We start from the raw sequence: 14,152 nt of genomic DNA on the forward strand, positions 1-14,152 counted from the left end.
TTAAATCGGTCGACCCGCCGCGGACCGTCGGCTCTCAGGAGTCGTCGTGGTGATCCTCACAGACGTACCCCTGTTCGTAGGCCGTCTCGACGTTGACACGCGTCGGACACTCCGGACACGAGAGGGTGGCCTGAATCTGGAGGTCGGCCTCGTCGACGCCGGCGATCCGGCCTTTGGTATCAAGGGAGCCAAGCGCCGATTCGAGATGTGAGCGGTAGCTGCCGGTCGCAACCCGGATGCGGTCGATCTCCCACTCCGTCTCCGCCTCCGGCGTCTCCTTGCTCGCGCCCAGACACCCCTTGAGATGGCGCGACAACGTACTCTTCCCGATGAACTGCCGCGCCGTCGACTCGCCGTCGATGCCGTCGGCGGCGAGCTCCGAGAGGAGCTCCGCCCGCTGGTGGTCGGGGATCTCCTCGCCCTGCAGCGCCGCGTAGTCCGAATTGATCCGGACGCTCGAATCCGGTCGGCCGTGCTCGCGGTACACTGCCCGGAGGACCTGCTTATTAAACCACTCGGCGAGGGTCCGGAGACCCGTCGGTTCGGCCTCCCCCCTCCCGGTCCATCTGTCGACGAGATAGGTATCGAGCGCCCCGTTGGCACGCCCCGGCGGCGAGATGTCGTGGGCCGCACGGACCCGGTCGACCTTACAACAGTGTTCTGCACTCATCGAATACAGCGTTTTGCGGGTCGCTTTGTAACCGTTGTGGTCCCGGCTGCCCCCGACGACCGGCGGTGAACGCGCCGGTGGACGACCGCCGGACCGCGTTTGGGACAGTGATAGTGGTGTCCCAAACGGGACAGGGGACCGACCGTCTCCGACGCCTCGTTCGATGGCGGCCGGTCGACGCCCGCCACAGGTCCCTGCACGGAGGTGGGTTCGGTTATACCGAACAGTATCACAGTATTAATCGTGTTGTTTCCCCGACGTGGTATAAAACCGACCGCGAATCGGTCCGTTTTCGGAGCTGTCTGTTCGGTAACGCCGAACAGAACGTCGCGGTGGGTTCCGGCTCCGGTCTCAGGCGTCTCGAAGCGCGTTTCGGATCCGGGTGGCCGAACTGATGACCAGCCCGGGGAAGTCCTGCTGAAACCGCTTGCCAGAGTGGCTTTCGCTGCCGGTCAACAGATAAATCGCCCCCGCGACACCCCCGTCGGGACCTGTGACGGTCGCAGCGATGCCCCGCCTGTCGGGCTCCCACTCCTCCCGGTCGACCGCGAGGCCGCGTGCGGTGACCGTCCGGAGTTCGGCGGCGAGATCCGCCCGTTTCGCGTGTGACTGGTCGGTGCCGGCCGCGAAGGGATGGTCGGCGAGAATGTCCTCACGGCGTGCCTCCGGCAGCGCTGCGAGGATCGCCTTTCCGGGGGCCGTACAGTGAACCGGCAGCCGGTCGCCCGCCGCGAGCCGCGGCGAGCCGGCCTCGGGCCCGAGCCGGTGGTGGAGACAGACCACGCTGTCGCCTTCGAGGACGGCCATCCCGGCCGCACAGCCCGCGGCCGTCGACAGCTGCTGGACCTCCTCGATGCCGGCCTCGTACATCGGGTACTGCGAGCGGGCGAACTCACCGAGCCGGAGGAACCGCAGGCCGAGACGGTACTCGTGGCCGTCTTTGACAACGACGCCGAGGCCGACCAGCGTCTGGAGGTGGTCGTGAACCGAGCTTTTCGACCGGTCGAGCGCCTCGGCGATCGCAGTGACCCCGCCGCCGTCGAGGTCGACGAGCGTTTCGAGGATCCGCATACTCGTCCGGGTCGCCGCGACTGGGAGATCCGCGTCAGCTACCATACCGGTGAGTCACCACAGCTCTATTTAAATTTGTTCGCTCATGCCGAATCGGACGAGCAGCGCGCCGCGGGCTACCACTCGGCGACGCTGCCGTCGTCGTGGTACCAGATCGGGTTCTGCCAGTTGATCCGGGCGCTTGCCTGCTCCCGGACGACCGCCTCGTCGACCTCGATACCGAGGCCGGGGCCCTCGGGGGCGGTGACGTAGCCGTCGGTAAACCCGAAGACGTCCGGCTCGGCCAGATACGCCAGCAGATCGTTGTCGGCTGGCTGGTGGATATCGAGGCTCTGGGCTTGGACGATGCTGTTCGGCGTCACCATATCGAGTTGGAGACAGGCCGCGAGCGAAAGGGGGCCGAGCGGGCAGTGTAGCGACACCAGCACGTCGGCGCTCTCGGCGCTGCTCGCGATCTTCCGGACCTCCGAGATGCCGCCGGCATGTGAGGGCGACGGCTGGACGATGTCGACCGTCCCGGCCTCGAACAGCGGGGCGAAATCCCACCGGGAGTAGAGCCGCTGACCGATCGCCAGCGGGACCTTGGTGCTGGCGGCGATGTCGGCGAGAGCGTCGGCGTGCTCGGGGAGGACGGGCTCCTCGTAGAACATCGGGTCGTAGGGGTCGAGTTCGGTCGCCACCCAGTCGGCCATCGCCTTGGTCACCCGGCCGCGGAAGTCGACGCCGATGTCGATCTCGTCGCCGACGCGTTCGCGAACCGCCGCGAGCCGTTTTCGGGCGTGGTCGACCGCGGCCGGCGAATCGATCCGGCGGAACTGCGAGACCGCCGAGAGCTTCAGGGTCCGGTAGCCGGCGTCGACGGCGGCTTCGGCCGCGTCGGCGATCTCCCCGGGCGTGTCGCCGCCGATCCACTGGTAGACTCGGATCCGATCGCGAGCCCGGCCGCCCAGCAGGTCGTAGACCGGCGCGTCGTAGGCTTTCCCCTTGATATCCCACAGCGCCTGATCGATGCCACCCATGGCGCTCATCAGGATCGGCCCGCCCCGAAAGTGTCGACCCCGATACATCGCCTGCCAGTGGCGCTCGATCTCCATGGGATCCTTCCCGATGAGGTAGCTGTCGAGGATCTCCTCGACGGCCGCCCGCGTCGTCTTGGTATGACCCTCGACGATCGGTTCGCCCCAGCCACAGATTCCCGCGTCGGTCTCCAGTTTGAGAAAGAGCCACCGCGGTGGGACGGCGAACAGTTCGTAGTCGGTGATTTTCATACGCCGACAACGACGGTCCGGGAAAAATAGGTTTGCCCCAGTAGCGTCGACGAGGCCGTGCCCGGCGGCGGTCGTCGAACGCCCTCCGGTGCTGTGGAGCCGTCTCGTGTGGATAGGGTGCCTCGATACTGCCCGTGGAAGCTTACTGCGCCTGTGGCGTCGTACTCTGTGTGTCGTGAAGGCGGTCGAGGGTCTCGACACGGTCGTCCCACACCTCGAACATCGCCTGATAGGCGTCGTGGTAGAACTCGTACCACTCGTCGTATTTGGGGACTTTTTCGGGGTCGGGTTCGAAGCGATCGGTGGTCCGAACGGTCCGGTCGACCGCTGCTTCGAGGTCGTCGTACTCGTCGAGGGCGACGCCCGTCAGCAGCGCCGCGCCCTTCGCGCCGAGTTCGTCGCCCTCCGGGAGGACGATGGGCGCGCCGAGACAGTCGGCGAACATCTGACACCAGAACGCCGAGCGGGAGCCGCCGCCACTGATCATCACGCGGTCGGAGTCGACGTCGATGTGCTCGAAGGAGTCACGCATCGCCAGCGCGACGCCCTCGTAGATCGCCCGCATCATGTGTTTCTGGTCGTGTTCCGGCGACAGCCCGATGAACTGGGCGCGGGCGCTCGTCTTGAGGAACGGGTGGCGCTCGCCCGACGAACTCAGATACGGGTGATACAGCAGCCCATCCGAGCCGACCGGAAGCTCCTCGATCTCCGCCTCGACATCGGCGAACTCGCGGTTGTTGGCGATGTTCTCGTAGGACCAGTCGATGTTGGGGGTGCCCGCCATCGACGCCATCGACCGGAGGTAGAAGCCATCGTCGACTGCGAGCGTGAACCCCCGACCCAGTAGCTCCTCGGGCGGTTCGGTCAGGACGGTCTGGTTCAGCGAGGTCGTCCCCACGATCGAGGAGCTCTCACCGGGTCGGACCGCGCCGCTGCCGATGGCACACGCCGGGATGTCGAAGACCCCCGAGATCACGGGGGTTCCCTCGGGGAGGCCGGTCTCGACCGCGGCGTCGCCGGTCACCTCACCGATGATCTCGGTCGGCGGCGCGAGCCGCGGCAGGAGATCGTCGACGCCGTCGTAGTCGACCAGTTCTTGGACGTCCTCGGAGTACTCCAGCGCCTCGACGTCGAGGAACGGCAGCGTCGCGTCGCTGTAGTCCATCGTCCGCTCGCCGGTGAGCTTGAACTTGAGCCAGTCCTTGCAGAAAAACACCGTGTCGGCGTCGTCGAGGGTCTCGGGCTCGTTTTCGGCCAGCCACTGCATGATCGGCAGGGAAACACCGGGGAAGATGTCGGTCCCCGTCGCCTCCCGGATCACGTCGGCTTTCCCGTTGTCGACCCACTCGTCTACGATCTCGGCGGCCCGGCCGTCCGACCAGAGGATCGCATCCCGAACTGGATCACCGTCCTCGTCGATGAGCCAGCAGCCGTCGCCCTGGCCCGTGATCCCGATCCCGAGGATCTCGTGGTCGTCGCCGAGGTCCTCGACGACCTCGCTGATGACGGTGGCGGTCTTCTTCCAGTTGGTGGTCATGTTCTGCTCCTGCCACCCCGTCTGCGGCGTTTCGACCGGGTTTTCGATCGTGGCGATCTCGACCTGCTGGCCGTCGAGATCGAACGCTGCGGCTTTGAGGTTGGAGGTGCCGGCGTCGACACCTATGAGTACACGGCTCATGCGCAGCTAGGAATGAACAACCCTGATATATAACTATACATGGTTACTGTCTCGCGGTTTTCATATGTCTTCCAACTGTCAATCCCGGCCGATGCCAGCTAGCTGTGACGATCGATGATGGCATACATTGATCACCCCCCTCGCCAAATGGGAGAGTACGGACCATGACAGACCAATCTGCCCAGCGTGTGGTCAGCGAGCTCGGCCGCCGAATGCTCGCCGACGGCCTGACGAAAGGGACTGGCGGCAACGTCAGCGTGAAAACCGACGACGGAACCGTGGCGATCAGCCCCTCGGGAATGCCGTACGACGAGATCAAGCCCGACGACGTGCCGATCGTCGACGTCGACGGCACCCGGCTCGAAGGCGACCGCGAACCCTCCAGCGAGTTCCGGATGCACACCGACATCCTGCGGGAGCGCGAGGATGTGGGTGCGGTCGTCCACAACCACTCTCCCTATGCGAGTACCTTCGCCAGCATCGGCGAGGCGGTCGGCCCCTCGCATTACCTCATCGCGTTTATCGGCGACGAGATCCCGGTCGCCCCCTACGAGACCTACGGCACCGCGGAACTCGCGGAGGTCGCCCTCGAAACGCTGGGCGAGGAGTACAACGCCTGTCTGCTCGAAAACCACGGCGTCCTCGCCACGGGTGCGACCGCGGAGGCGGCCTACGAGGTCGCGCTGATGGTCGAGTACTGTGCGCGAATCCACTACCACGCGCTGTCGATCGGCGAGCCGAGCCTGCTCGACGACGCCGAAATCGACACCCTCCTGGAGCGGTTCGCCGACTACGGCCAGAGCCAATCCGCGGACGACGCGGGAGCCGAGCCGGACACCGGTGTGAGCGTGTCGGCCGACCGACTTACCGACCTGCGATCGGACCGCGAGGCCGTCAGCGAGTTCGGGCGGAAGATGTTGCATCAGGGACTCACCGAGGGTACCGGCGGCAACATCAGTTCGCAGCACGGCGACCTCGTCGCCATTAGCCCCTCCGGGATGCCGTACGACGAGATCGAGCCCGAAGACGTCTCGATCGTCGACCTCCAGGGCGAACACGTCGCCGGCAAGCGCGAGCCATCCAGCGAGTTCCGGATGCACACCGACATCCTGCGGGAGCGCGAGGACGTCGGCGCGGTCGTCCACAACCACTCGCCGTACGCCAGCGCCTTCGCCAGCCTCAACGAGCCGATCGAAGCCTCCCACTACCTGATCGCCTTCGCGGGCGATCAGATCCCGGTCGCGCCCTACGAAACGTACGGCACCGCCGAACTCGCGGAGGTCGCTCTCGAAACCCTCGGCGAGGCGTACAACGCCTGCCTGCTCGAAAACCACGGCGTGCTGGCGACCGGCGAGACGGTCGAGGAGGCCTTCGAAGTGGCGCTGATGGTCGAGTACTGCGCCCGGATCCACTACCAGGCCCGCAACATCGGCGAGCCGAACCTGCTGCCCGACGAGGAGATCGACACCCTGCTCGACCGCTTCGCCGACTACGGTCAGGACCACTGACCGTGTCGTCGACTCGCGACAGTGGCATGGCAACACGCCACAACCACGGACGCACGTAACGGTTATCATGCTACTCTACCACATCGAAACCACATGACTCACTCAGTCGTCGTTATCGGCGGCGGAGCGACCGGAACGGGCACGGCTCGTGATCTCGCAATGCGGGGGTTCGACGTGACGCTCGTCGAGCGCGGGAACCTCACCGAGGGGACCACCGGCCGTACCCACGGCCACCTCCACAGCGGGGGCCGCTACGCCGTTTCGGATCAGGAAAGCGCGGTCGACTGCATGCAGGAAAACCGGATCCTCCACCGGATCGCGGGCCACTGTATCGAGGATACCGGCGGGCTGTTCGTCCAACTGGAGGGGGATTCCGACGAGTACTTCGAACAGAAACTGCAGGGCTGTGCGGAGTGTGACATCCCGACGGAGGTCATCTCCGGCGAGGAAGCCCGTCGGCAGGAACCGCATCTCACCAAGCGCGTCGAGCGGGCGATCCGGGTGCCCGACGGCGCGATCGACCCCTTCCGGCTCTGTGTCGCCAACGCGGCCGACGCCGTCGACCACGGCGCACGCGTCGAAACCCACGCCGAAGTGGTCGACCTCGTCGTCGAAGACGACCGGGTCACCGGCGTCGAGATCGAACGGCAGGGACCCAACTACCTCGGCGAGGGACAGGAGGGCCAGACCGAAATTATCGAGGCCGACTACGTCGTCAGCGCGACCGGCGCGTGGGCGGGCCAGTTGGCCGCGATGGCCGGGGTCGATCTCGACATGGCGATCTCGAAGGGCGCGATGGTCGTCACCAACGTCCGGCAGGTCGACACCGTGATCAACCGCTGTCTGCCCAAGGGCGGGGGTGACACCATCATCCCCCACGAGACGACGGTCCTGCTGGGGGCCAACGACGATCCGGTCGAGGACCCCGACGACTACCCCGAAGAACAGTGGGAGGTCGATATGATGATCGACATCGCCAGCGAAATGGTGCCCATCGTCTCGGAGGCCCGCATGATCCGGGCCTACTGGGGCGTCAGACCGCTGTACGATCCGAACCCCGAGTCGACGAAGGAGTCCGGTGACGTAACCCGGAACTACTTCGTCCTCGACCACGCCGAGCGCGACGGGATCGAGGGCTTCACCTCGATCGTCGGCGGCAAACTCACCACCTACCGGGAGATGGCCGAATCCGCGACCGACCACGTCTGCGACGTCCTCGGGGTCGACGCCACCTGCCGCACTCACGAGGAGCCACTGCCGGGGAGCAGCGACATCTCGGTCCTCGAAGACCGGATGGACACCTTCGGGCTTCGGTCACCGATTGCCCGTCGCAGCAAACAGCGACTCGGGGATCGCGCTCCGGAGGTACTCATCACCGAGGGACCGAACCCCACGGTCTGTGAGTGTGAGGCCGTCACTCGCGCGGAGGTTCAGGACGCCGTCGACGAGGTCGGTGCGGATCCCAACGGGATCCGGCTCCGGACGCGCGCCTCGATGGGCAACTGTCAGGGCGGGCTCTGCTCGCACCGGATCAGCGCCGAGATCTATCCGAAACACGATGCGATCACCGCCCGCGATGCGCTCGATCAGCTGTATCAGGAACGCTGGAAGGGCCAGCGCCACACACTGTGGGGTCGACAGCTCTCGCAGGCCATGCTCAATCACCTCCTTCACGCAACGACCATGAACCACGATGCCGACCCCGCGGTCGGTGGGCCGGGTGTCGACTACGACGCCTTCGACTCCGGCCGCACGGACGCGATTGCCGAGGAGATCCATGGCGATTGAAAGCGAGGTGCTGGTCGTCGGCGGCGGTCTCGCCGGGATCACCAGCGCGATCGCGGCCGCCCGCGAGGGCGCGGACGTGCGGCTGGTCTGCCACAAGCGCACCTCGCTCCGGCAGGCCTCGGGGCTGGTCGACGGGCTGGGCTACGTCCCCGCCCGCAACGAGCCCCGCGAGGCTGCCGAGATCACCCAGCGACGCAAGGATTTTCGAACTGTTCGGGCCGAACGCGGCTCCTATACCGGGCCGCTCGTCTCGCCGTTCGAGGGGGTCGACGAACTTCCCGCGGACCATCCGTACTCGATTCTCGGCCCCGAGGCGCTTCGGGAGGGACTCGCCCTGTTCGACGAGCTTACCGGCGACATGTACCGCGGAAGCCACACCGAGCGCAACGCGCTCGTGCCGACCTTCGGCGGGACGGTCAAACCGACTGCCCGCTACCCGCGGGCGGTCGAAGCCGGGCTGGCCAGCGACAGTCGACCGATGGCCGTCGTTGGCTTCCGGTCGCTGGTCGACTTCGACGCCCGGATGGTCGCCGACACGCTCGAACTGGCCGACGTTCCCTTCGCGGTGACCGGCGCGGAGGTTGCCTTCGCCGAGGCGTTCCCTGACGACGCCAAGATCACCCGGTTCGCCAAAGCACTCGAGCACGACGAACCGATCGACGGCACGCCGGCCCGGCAGGCCCTCGCGGACGCGGTCGACCCACACGTCGGCGAGGCCGAACGCGTCGGCTTTCCCGCACTGTTGGGTGACGACAACACCGCCGCGGTGCGGGCCGACCTCGGTGACCGACTCGGCGTCGACGTCTTCGAGATCCCGATGGGGCCGCCCAGTCTGCTCGGGCTGCGGCTCGAAGACCGGCTCTACGAGGCACTGGATGCCGAAGGTGTTCGCTTCCAGACCGGCACCCCGGTCGTCGGCTACGAGAGCAGCGACGGCGAGCGGATCGAGTCGGTCGTCGTCGACCACAAGGGCCGCGAGGTGCCCTACCACGCCGACCGGTACATCCTTGCGACCGGCGGCTTCGTCGGCAAGGGCCTCGATTCCGACCGCCAGCGCGTTGAGGAGCCGGTCTTCGGCTGCCACGTGCCGCATCCCGAGGACCGCTACGACTGGTTCGTCGACGACGCCTTCGGCGACCATCCGTACGCACGGTTCGGCGTGCGACCCGACGCGTCGATGCAGCCGCTCGACGCTGACGGTAAGCCGGAGTTCACCAATCTGTATGCGGCCGGCTCGGTCGTCGGCGGTGCGGACGTCGCCCGCGAGAAGTCCGCCAGCGGCGTCTCGCTGTCGACCGCCGTCGTCGCCGGACGGATGGCCGCCGACCCGACCCAGTAGACGGCGACCCGCGGACGAGAGACGGTCGACAGGTGAGTATCAGTCAATGCTGACTGTCCACTTTTATGTCTCAAATTCTCAAAAAATACGAACGTTTATATTCTATTGAAATTAACTGGTAGCTGCATGGTAGAATCAATCCCGCTGGCAGTAGCAACGCAGTTGATCGAGGCGGCCGAGGCGAAAGCTGAGGCGATCGATAACCCGATGGTGATCACGGTCGCCAACAGCGAGGGCAACCTCATCGCCCAACACCGAATGGACGGCGCGTGGCTCGCGTCGGTCAACATCTCGAAGAACAAAGCCTACACGTCGGCTGCCCTCGACATGCCGACCCACGATCTCGCCGAGGCGAGCACGCCCGGCAACTCGCTGTACGGGCTCGACACCCGCGACGAGGGCCGGATGGTCGTCTTCGGCGGCGGCTATCCCCTCGAAGCCGACGGTGAGGTCGTCGGCGCAATCGGCGTCTCCGGCGGCGAAGTCTCACAGGACCGCACGGTCGCCGAGGCCGGCGTCGACGAGTGGGCCGACCTCCTCGAAGACGGTGCCGTCGACGTCCGGCACGACTGATCGGGAATCGAGCTCGTCGGAACCCATTTTTCAGGAGCGGTGCTCACGCCGAGGGGTCGTCTCACGCATCGTACTCAAAAGAAGCTCTACTGGGTGCCCGGTCTAGAAGTCGCCGTGCTCGTTGGCCGGCCACATGTAGGTCATCCCCGAACTCTCGGAGTCCCACGGCGTCTCAGGTGTGGTGTCGGCCTCGTGGTCTCGGACCTCGCTTACGATAGCTTCCACGACCGCCTCGTCGACGTCGGTCCGATCGGCGACGGCCCGGCTCCAGTCGTCGAGCGATTCTGCACTGTCGAGTTTCGGTAGTTGGACGAACATTCTCATCTGCCCGTTCGAACCGTGTCCTGATAAGTATTTTTGCGCATCCAAATTCGTGAAAAATAATGGCATGAATATTCATCCACGACTCCGAACGCCGATGGGCCGTCAGGTGTGCCGCGATCGCCGTGAGGCCGGCCGGCGGTAGGTTTAGGGACGGTGCGGCGAGTTATCGGATATGGTTTCAGTGACCGTCTGGAACGAGTTTCTCGAAGAGCAGACGAACGACGAGGTCGCGTCGGTGTATCCGGATGGGATCCACGAGGTACTGGCAGCGGGGCTTCGGGAGCGCGGCCACGAGGTCCGCACGGCGACCCTCGAGGAGCCGGATCACGGACTCACGCCCGAGGTCCTCGAGGAGACCGACGTCCTCGTCTGGTGGGAACACCGGGCCCACGAGGACGTCGACGACGAGGTCGTAGACCGGGTCTGCCAGCAGATCTACGACGGAATGGGGTTCGTCCCGCTCCACTCGGCGCACTTCTCGAAGCCGTTCAAGCGACTGATGGGCACCCCCTGCTCGCTGAACTATCGGGAGTCACGGGAGCGAGAACGCGTCTGGACCGTCGACCCGAGCCATCCGATCACCGCCGGGCTCAACGATTCGTTCGTGATTCCGGAAACAGAGATGTACGGCGAACCGTTCGCGGTTCCCGAACCGGAGCAGTTGGTGTTCGTCTCGTGGTTCGAGGGCGGCGAAGTGTTCCGGTCGGGCTGCTGTTACACCCGCGGCACCGGTCGGATCTTCTACTTCCGGCCGGGCCACGAAACGTATCCCGTCTACCACGAGGACGTGGTGCTCGACGTACTCGACAACGCCGTCGACTGGGCGGCCCCGCGTACCGAACGGTCCGTCTCGACCGAAAACAGTTCGGTGGAGCCACGGGAGTAGCCGGACCGATCCCCCCACGTGGCTCGGTTATCGATCCCGCCGGCCCTCACGTCGACGACGTCCCGTCGCTGGGCGTCGGGTCGAGCGGGATCGCCGCCGGCTCCCAGAGGTGGGTTTCGAGCCGGTCTGTCAGCGCGTCGAGTCGGGCGAGGTTCCGTTGGTACTGGTCGGACTCGACGAACCGCCCCCAGTTGGCGAGCGTCGCGAACTCGAAGCGGAGTCGAACCGCCGGACTCTCCCCCATGAGGCTCCGTTCGCTCCGGAAGCCATCGAGGCTCTCGGCCATGAGCCACTGTTCTGTCGTTTTCGAAAGCCACGTCTCGTGGTCCGCCCTGTGCTGATCACGGATGTCGTAACTGATCTCGAACACGTATCGTTCGTAGGGGTTCATGTCGAAACTCCTCCCCGGAGACTACCGGGTGGGTCACCCAGCAGACCGGAGGTAGGCTATTCCAGCAGCACCTCGCGGGTCGTCCGCGCCAGCGCGGCGTAGAATCCCTCGCAGGTCTCGGCTTCGACCCGGTCGAGGAACGTGTCAGCCCAGACGCGGAGGTGTTCGTCGAGGAACTGTTCGAGCCGGTCGACGCGTCCCTCGTCGGCGAGGGCGGCGGCGAACTCCAGTTCGGCCGCGATGTGGTCCGGCAGGTCCGAGTACTCCGGGGCGGGGTGGACGCCGAAGGCCCGATACCACCGTCTGACCGCGACCGTCGACGGGCCCTCGACCGGACCGAACTCCGCGTCGTCCTCCCCGTCGCGGTAGACGCTCTCGTAGGGGGGACACGGCGGTCCCGCCGGCCCGATGAACAGCCGGGTGTACTCGACGCGGAGGTCGTCGGGGTCGACGCCGTCGAGGTCGCCGACGACCGGCGTCAGTTCCCCCTCGTTGGCGACGGCGACCAGCCGGTCGGACGGCTCGCGCCAACACACGGCGAGGACCGCGTAGGTCGCCGCGAGGTCGGACTCCAGCCCGTCGACGCTGTCCGTGGTCGGGCGGTCGGTGGTGTCGCTCATGTGGTGTCCTCGTGGCCGCCATCAGTTGCATACGAGCGCTGTCCGTCGGGCTGCTGGATCGGGACGTACCGCATGCCGACGGTGACGATGAGGGCACCGACGGCGATGATCCCGAGGGTGACCACGACCTCGACCAGCGTCGGCGTGTAGGATCCGGCGGTCGCCCAGATGTCGGTCCCGACACCGGCGTAGGTGCCGCCGAGGGAGATCCCCGGCGCGGCATCGATGTTGGCGACCTCGTAGCCCGTGAACACCAGCCGGATTCCCTCGAACATCGTCCCGACGACCGCCAGCGCGCCAGCGGTGACGATGACCGGCACGCGCTTCCGCAGCGAGGGGATCGCCAACAGCCCCAGCGGCAGTGCCCCGCCGACGACCGTCCACAGCCAGAAGTACGCCGACTCGCCGATGAGGAAGCTCCCGGTGATCGCCCAGAACTCGAAGTGGTTGGCCCAGGCGTGTGGCAGCCGTTCGGCCGCCAGCAGGTAGACCACGTGGAACGCGAGGAAGATGCCCAGCACCTTCCCGAGGCTCGCGAGTTCTTCGCGGTCGACTCGGAAGCGCGTGAACCGGTCGGCGAGCACGGCGACGACCAACAGGAGGCCGAGGCCGGAGACGAGCGCCTTCGCGATGAAGACGGGCGCGACGAGCGGGCTGAACCAGTCGCCACGACCGATCTGGGTCGCGAAGATCCAGCCGGTCACCGAGTGGAGCGCGACCGCCGTCGGCAACGCGACCGTCGCCGTCCAGAACATCAGCTTGCGGTCGCGCTCGCGGCCCGCCTCGGTGTCCTCGCGGCCGAACGCTAGCCGCGAGCCGGCGGCGGCCAGATCACGGCGGGTCAACAGCCACAGGTACCAGAGGTTGAGCGCCCCGTAGAGGAGGACGATCCCGAAGTCCCACACCATCGGCGACCGGAAGTCCGGCGAGGTGACAAACTGGTAGAGTCGCTCTGGCCGGCCGATGTCGGGGAGGATGAGCAGTCCCGCGACGGTGATACACGCGAGGCTCACCAGCACGCCGAGGCGGGCGAACCCCTCGTAGCGGTGGGAGTGGAAGAACTTCGGCGCGCTCGAAATGATGAGTCCGCCCGCCGACAGCCCGACGAACAGGACGAACATCATGATGTACAACCCCCACGAGAAGACGTTTCGCATCCCGGTGGCGATCAGTCCCGTGGTGAGTTGGTACCCCCAGGCGGCCAGCCCGGCGACGATCAGCGCCCCCAGCAGGCCGAGCCAGAGTTTCCCCTTCCGGCCGAAGGCGGGGACCGCGATCCCAGAGGACTCGGTCGACGCCATTAGTCGTCACCTCCCGATTTCGCCGCGGGCACGCCTGGCATCGCGTCGTCGTCGAGTTCGCTCTCCAGTTTGTCGCTCGTCTGGGGTCGACCGGGGCTCATCTCGCCACGGATGTAGTACGTCTTGGGGTCGGTCCCCCGGTCTTCGAGCAGCCGGTCGGTCTCGTAGTTGTTGACGTACTTCGAGACGGTGCTGGTCTCCTCGTCGAGGTCGCCGAAGATCCGGGCGTCGGCCGGACAGTTGACGACACAGGCGGGGTCGAGCCCCTCGTCGACGCGGTGGCTACAGAACGTACACTTCTCGACGACGCCCTGCGGTCGGGCCTCGACGTCGCCGGTTCCCTCCTCGGGGACGTGTTCGGGCTCGTCCCAGTTGAACACCCGCGCGTTGTACGGACAGGCGGCCATACAGTACCGGCAGCCGATACACTTGTCGTAGTCGATCTCGACGATCCCGTCGTCCCGGGTGTAGGTCGCGTTGACCGGGCAGACCTTCACGCAGGGGGCGTTCTCACAGTGCTGGCAGGCCGTCGGCTGGTAGTGCATGTCCAGGGTGCCGTCGTCCCCGTCTTCGGGGTACCCCCCTGCCGGGGTGTCGAGCTTGTCGCCGCCCTCGGTGAGCACCCGGTTCCAGAACTGCCCCATCGGGACGTTGTTCTCCTGCTTACACGAGACGGCACAGGCCTGACAGCCGATACACCGTTCCTGGTCGATTACTAAGCCGTAGTTCGTCATT

At 66.2% G+C, this 14,152-nt stretch carries 14 protein-coding genes; 5 read left to right on the forward strand and 9 right to left on the reverse strand.

Translation table 11 applies throughout. The annotated features are described in order from the left end of the window. Positions 1-34: 34 nt before the first annotated feature. The 4 genes from rdfA to NKJ34_RS06765 form a co-directional block, all read right to left on the reverse strand. Positions 35-670 carry a rod-determining factor RdfA gene (rdfA, locus tag NKJ34_RS06750; protein WP_253737518.1) on the reverse strand — a complete coding sequence of 212 codons (636 nt, stop codon included), beginning with the start codon at positions 668-670 and terminating at the stop codon, positions 35-37. Positions 671-1,021: 351 nt separating this feature from the next. Next, positions 1,022-1,786 (reverse strand): IclR family transcriptional regulator, encoded by a 765-nt coding sequence (locus NKJ34_RS06755; RefSeq protein ID WP_253737519.1) that lies wholly within the window; start codon positions 1,784-1,786, stop codon positions 1,022-1,024. 71 nt (positions 1,787-1,857) lie between these two features. Beyond that, a complete protein-coding gene (gene dgoD, locus NKJ34_RS06760) occupies positions 1,858-3,009 on the reverse strand; it encodes a galactonate dehydratase (protein WP_253737520.1) in 1,152 nt (383 codons plus the stop codon). 142 nt (positions 3,010-3,151) lie between these two features. Next, a complete protein-coding gene (locus NKJ34_RS06765) occupies positions 3,152-4,687 on the reverse strand; it encodes an FGGY-family carbohydrate kinase (RefSeq protein WP_253737521.1) in 1,536 nt (511 codons plus the stop codon). A gap of 164 nt (positions 4,688-4,851) precedes the next feature. Here NKJ34_RS06765 and NKJ34_RS06770 point away from each other — a divergent pair, with 164 nt between their 5' ends. The 4 genes from NKJ34_RS06770 (at position 4,852) to NKJ34_RS06785 (ending at position 9,895) form a co-directional block, all read left to right on the forward strand. Further along, positions 4,852-6,195: a class II aldolase/adducin family protein gene (locus NKJ34_RS06770; protein WP_253737522.1), complete on the forward strand. Its 1,344-nt coding sequence runs from the start codon at positions 4,852-4,854 to the stop codon at positions 6,193-6,195. Between the two features lie 93 nt (positions 6,196-6,288). Then, the gene (glpA, locus tag NKJ34_RS06775) at positions 6,289-7,983 is read left to right on the forward strand and encodes an anaerobic glycerol-3-phosphate dehydrogenase subunit GlpA (protein ID WP_253737523.1); all 1,695 of its coding nucleotides are present in this window, start codon (positions 6,289-6,291) and stop codon (positions 7,981-7,983) included. Then, entirely contained in the window at positions 7,973-9,322 is a 1,350-nt protein-coding gene (gene glpB / locus NKJ34_RS06780; protein ID WP_253737524.1) for a glycerol-3-phosphate dehydrogenase subunit GlpB, read from the forward strand. The genes glpA and glpB overlap by 11 nt, the downstream gene beginning before the upstream one ends. Before the next feature lie 126 nt (positions 9,323-9,448). Then, positions 9,449-9,895 (forward strand): GlcG/HbpS family heme-binding protein, encoded by a 447-nt coding sequence (locus tag NKJ34_RS06785; protein WP_253737525.1) that lies wholly within the window; start codon positions 9,449-9,451, stop codon positions 9,893-9,895. Positions 9,896-9,997: 102 nt separating this feature from the next. Here NKJ34_RS06785 and NKJ34_RS06790 read toward each other — a convergent pair whose 3' ends face one another. Continuing rightward, entirely contained in the window at positions 9,998-10,219 is a 222-nt protein-coding gene (locus tag NKJ34_RS06790) for a hypothetical protein (RefSeq protein WP_253737526.1), read from the reverse strand. A 172-nt stretch (positions 10,220-10,391) separates the two neighbouring features. Between NKJ34_RS06790 and NKJ34_RS06795 the strand changes: the two genes are divergently transcribed. Beyond that, positions 10,392-11,105, forward strand: a complete 714-nt coding sequence (locus NKJ34_RS06795; RefSeq protein WP_253737527.1) for a ThuA domain-containing protein — start codon at positions 10,392-10,394, stop codon at positions 11,103-11,105. A 46-nt stretch (positions 11,106-11,151) separates the two neighbouring features. Here the strand turns inward: NKJ34_RS06795 and NKJ34_RS06800 are convergent, their stop codons facing one another. The 4 genes from NKJ34_RS06800 to dsrO are packed head-to-tail and all read right to left on the reverse strand — an operon-like array spanning position 11,152 to position 14,151. Next, entirely contained in the window at positions 11,152-11,496 is a 345-nt protein-coding gene (locus tag NKJ34_RS06800; RefSeq protein WP_253737528.1) for a hypothetical protein, read from the reverse strand. 56 nt (positions 11,497-11,552) lie between these two features. Continuing rightward, on the reverse strand, positions 11,553-12,116 hold the full coding sequence (locus NKJ34_RS06805; RefSeq protein ID WP_253737529.1) for a TorD/DmsD family molecular chaperone: 564 nt from the start codon (positions 12,114-12,116) through the stop codon (positions 11,553-11,555). After that, complete coding sequence (nrfD, locus tag NKJ34_RS06810; protein ID WP_253737530.1) at positions 12,113-13,417, reverse strand: NrfD/PsrC family molybdoenzyme membrane anchor subunit; 1,305 nt, start codon at positions 13,415-13,417, stop codon at positions 12,113-12,115. Before nrfD ends, NKJ34_RS06805 begins: the two co-directional genes overlap by 4 nt. Then, positions 13,417-14,151, reverse strand: coding sequence for a sulfate reduction electron transfer complex DsrMKJOP subunit DsrO (gene dsrO / locus NKJ34_RS15835; protein ID WP_303647403.1), 735 nt, complete (start codon positions 14,149-14,151; stop codon positions 13,417-13,419). Before dsrO ends, nrfD begins: the two co-directional genes overlap by 1 nt. Between the last annotated feature and the right edge of the window lies 1 nt (position 14,152).

It is taken from the genome of Halohasta salina, assembly GCF_024178165.1.
Taxonomy (GTDB): Archaea; Halobacteriota; Halobacteria; order Halobacteriales; family Haloferacaceae; genus Halohasta; species Halohasta salina.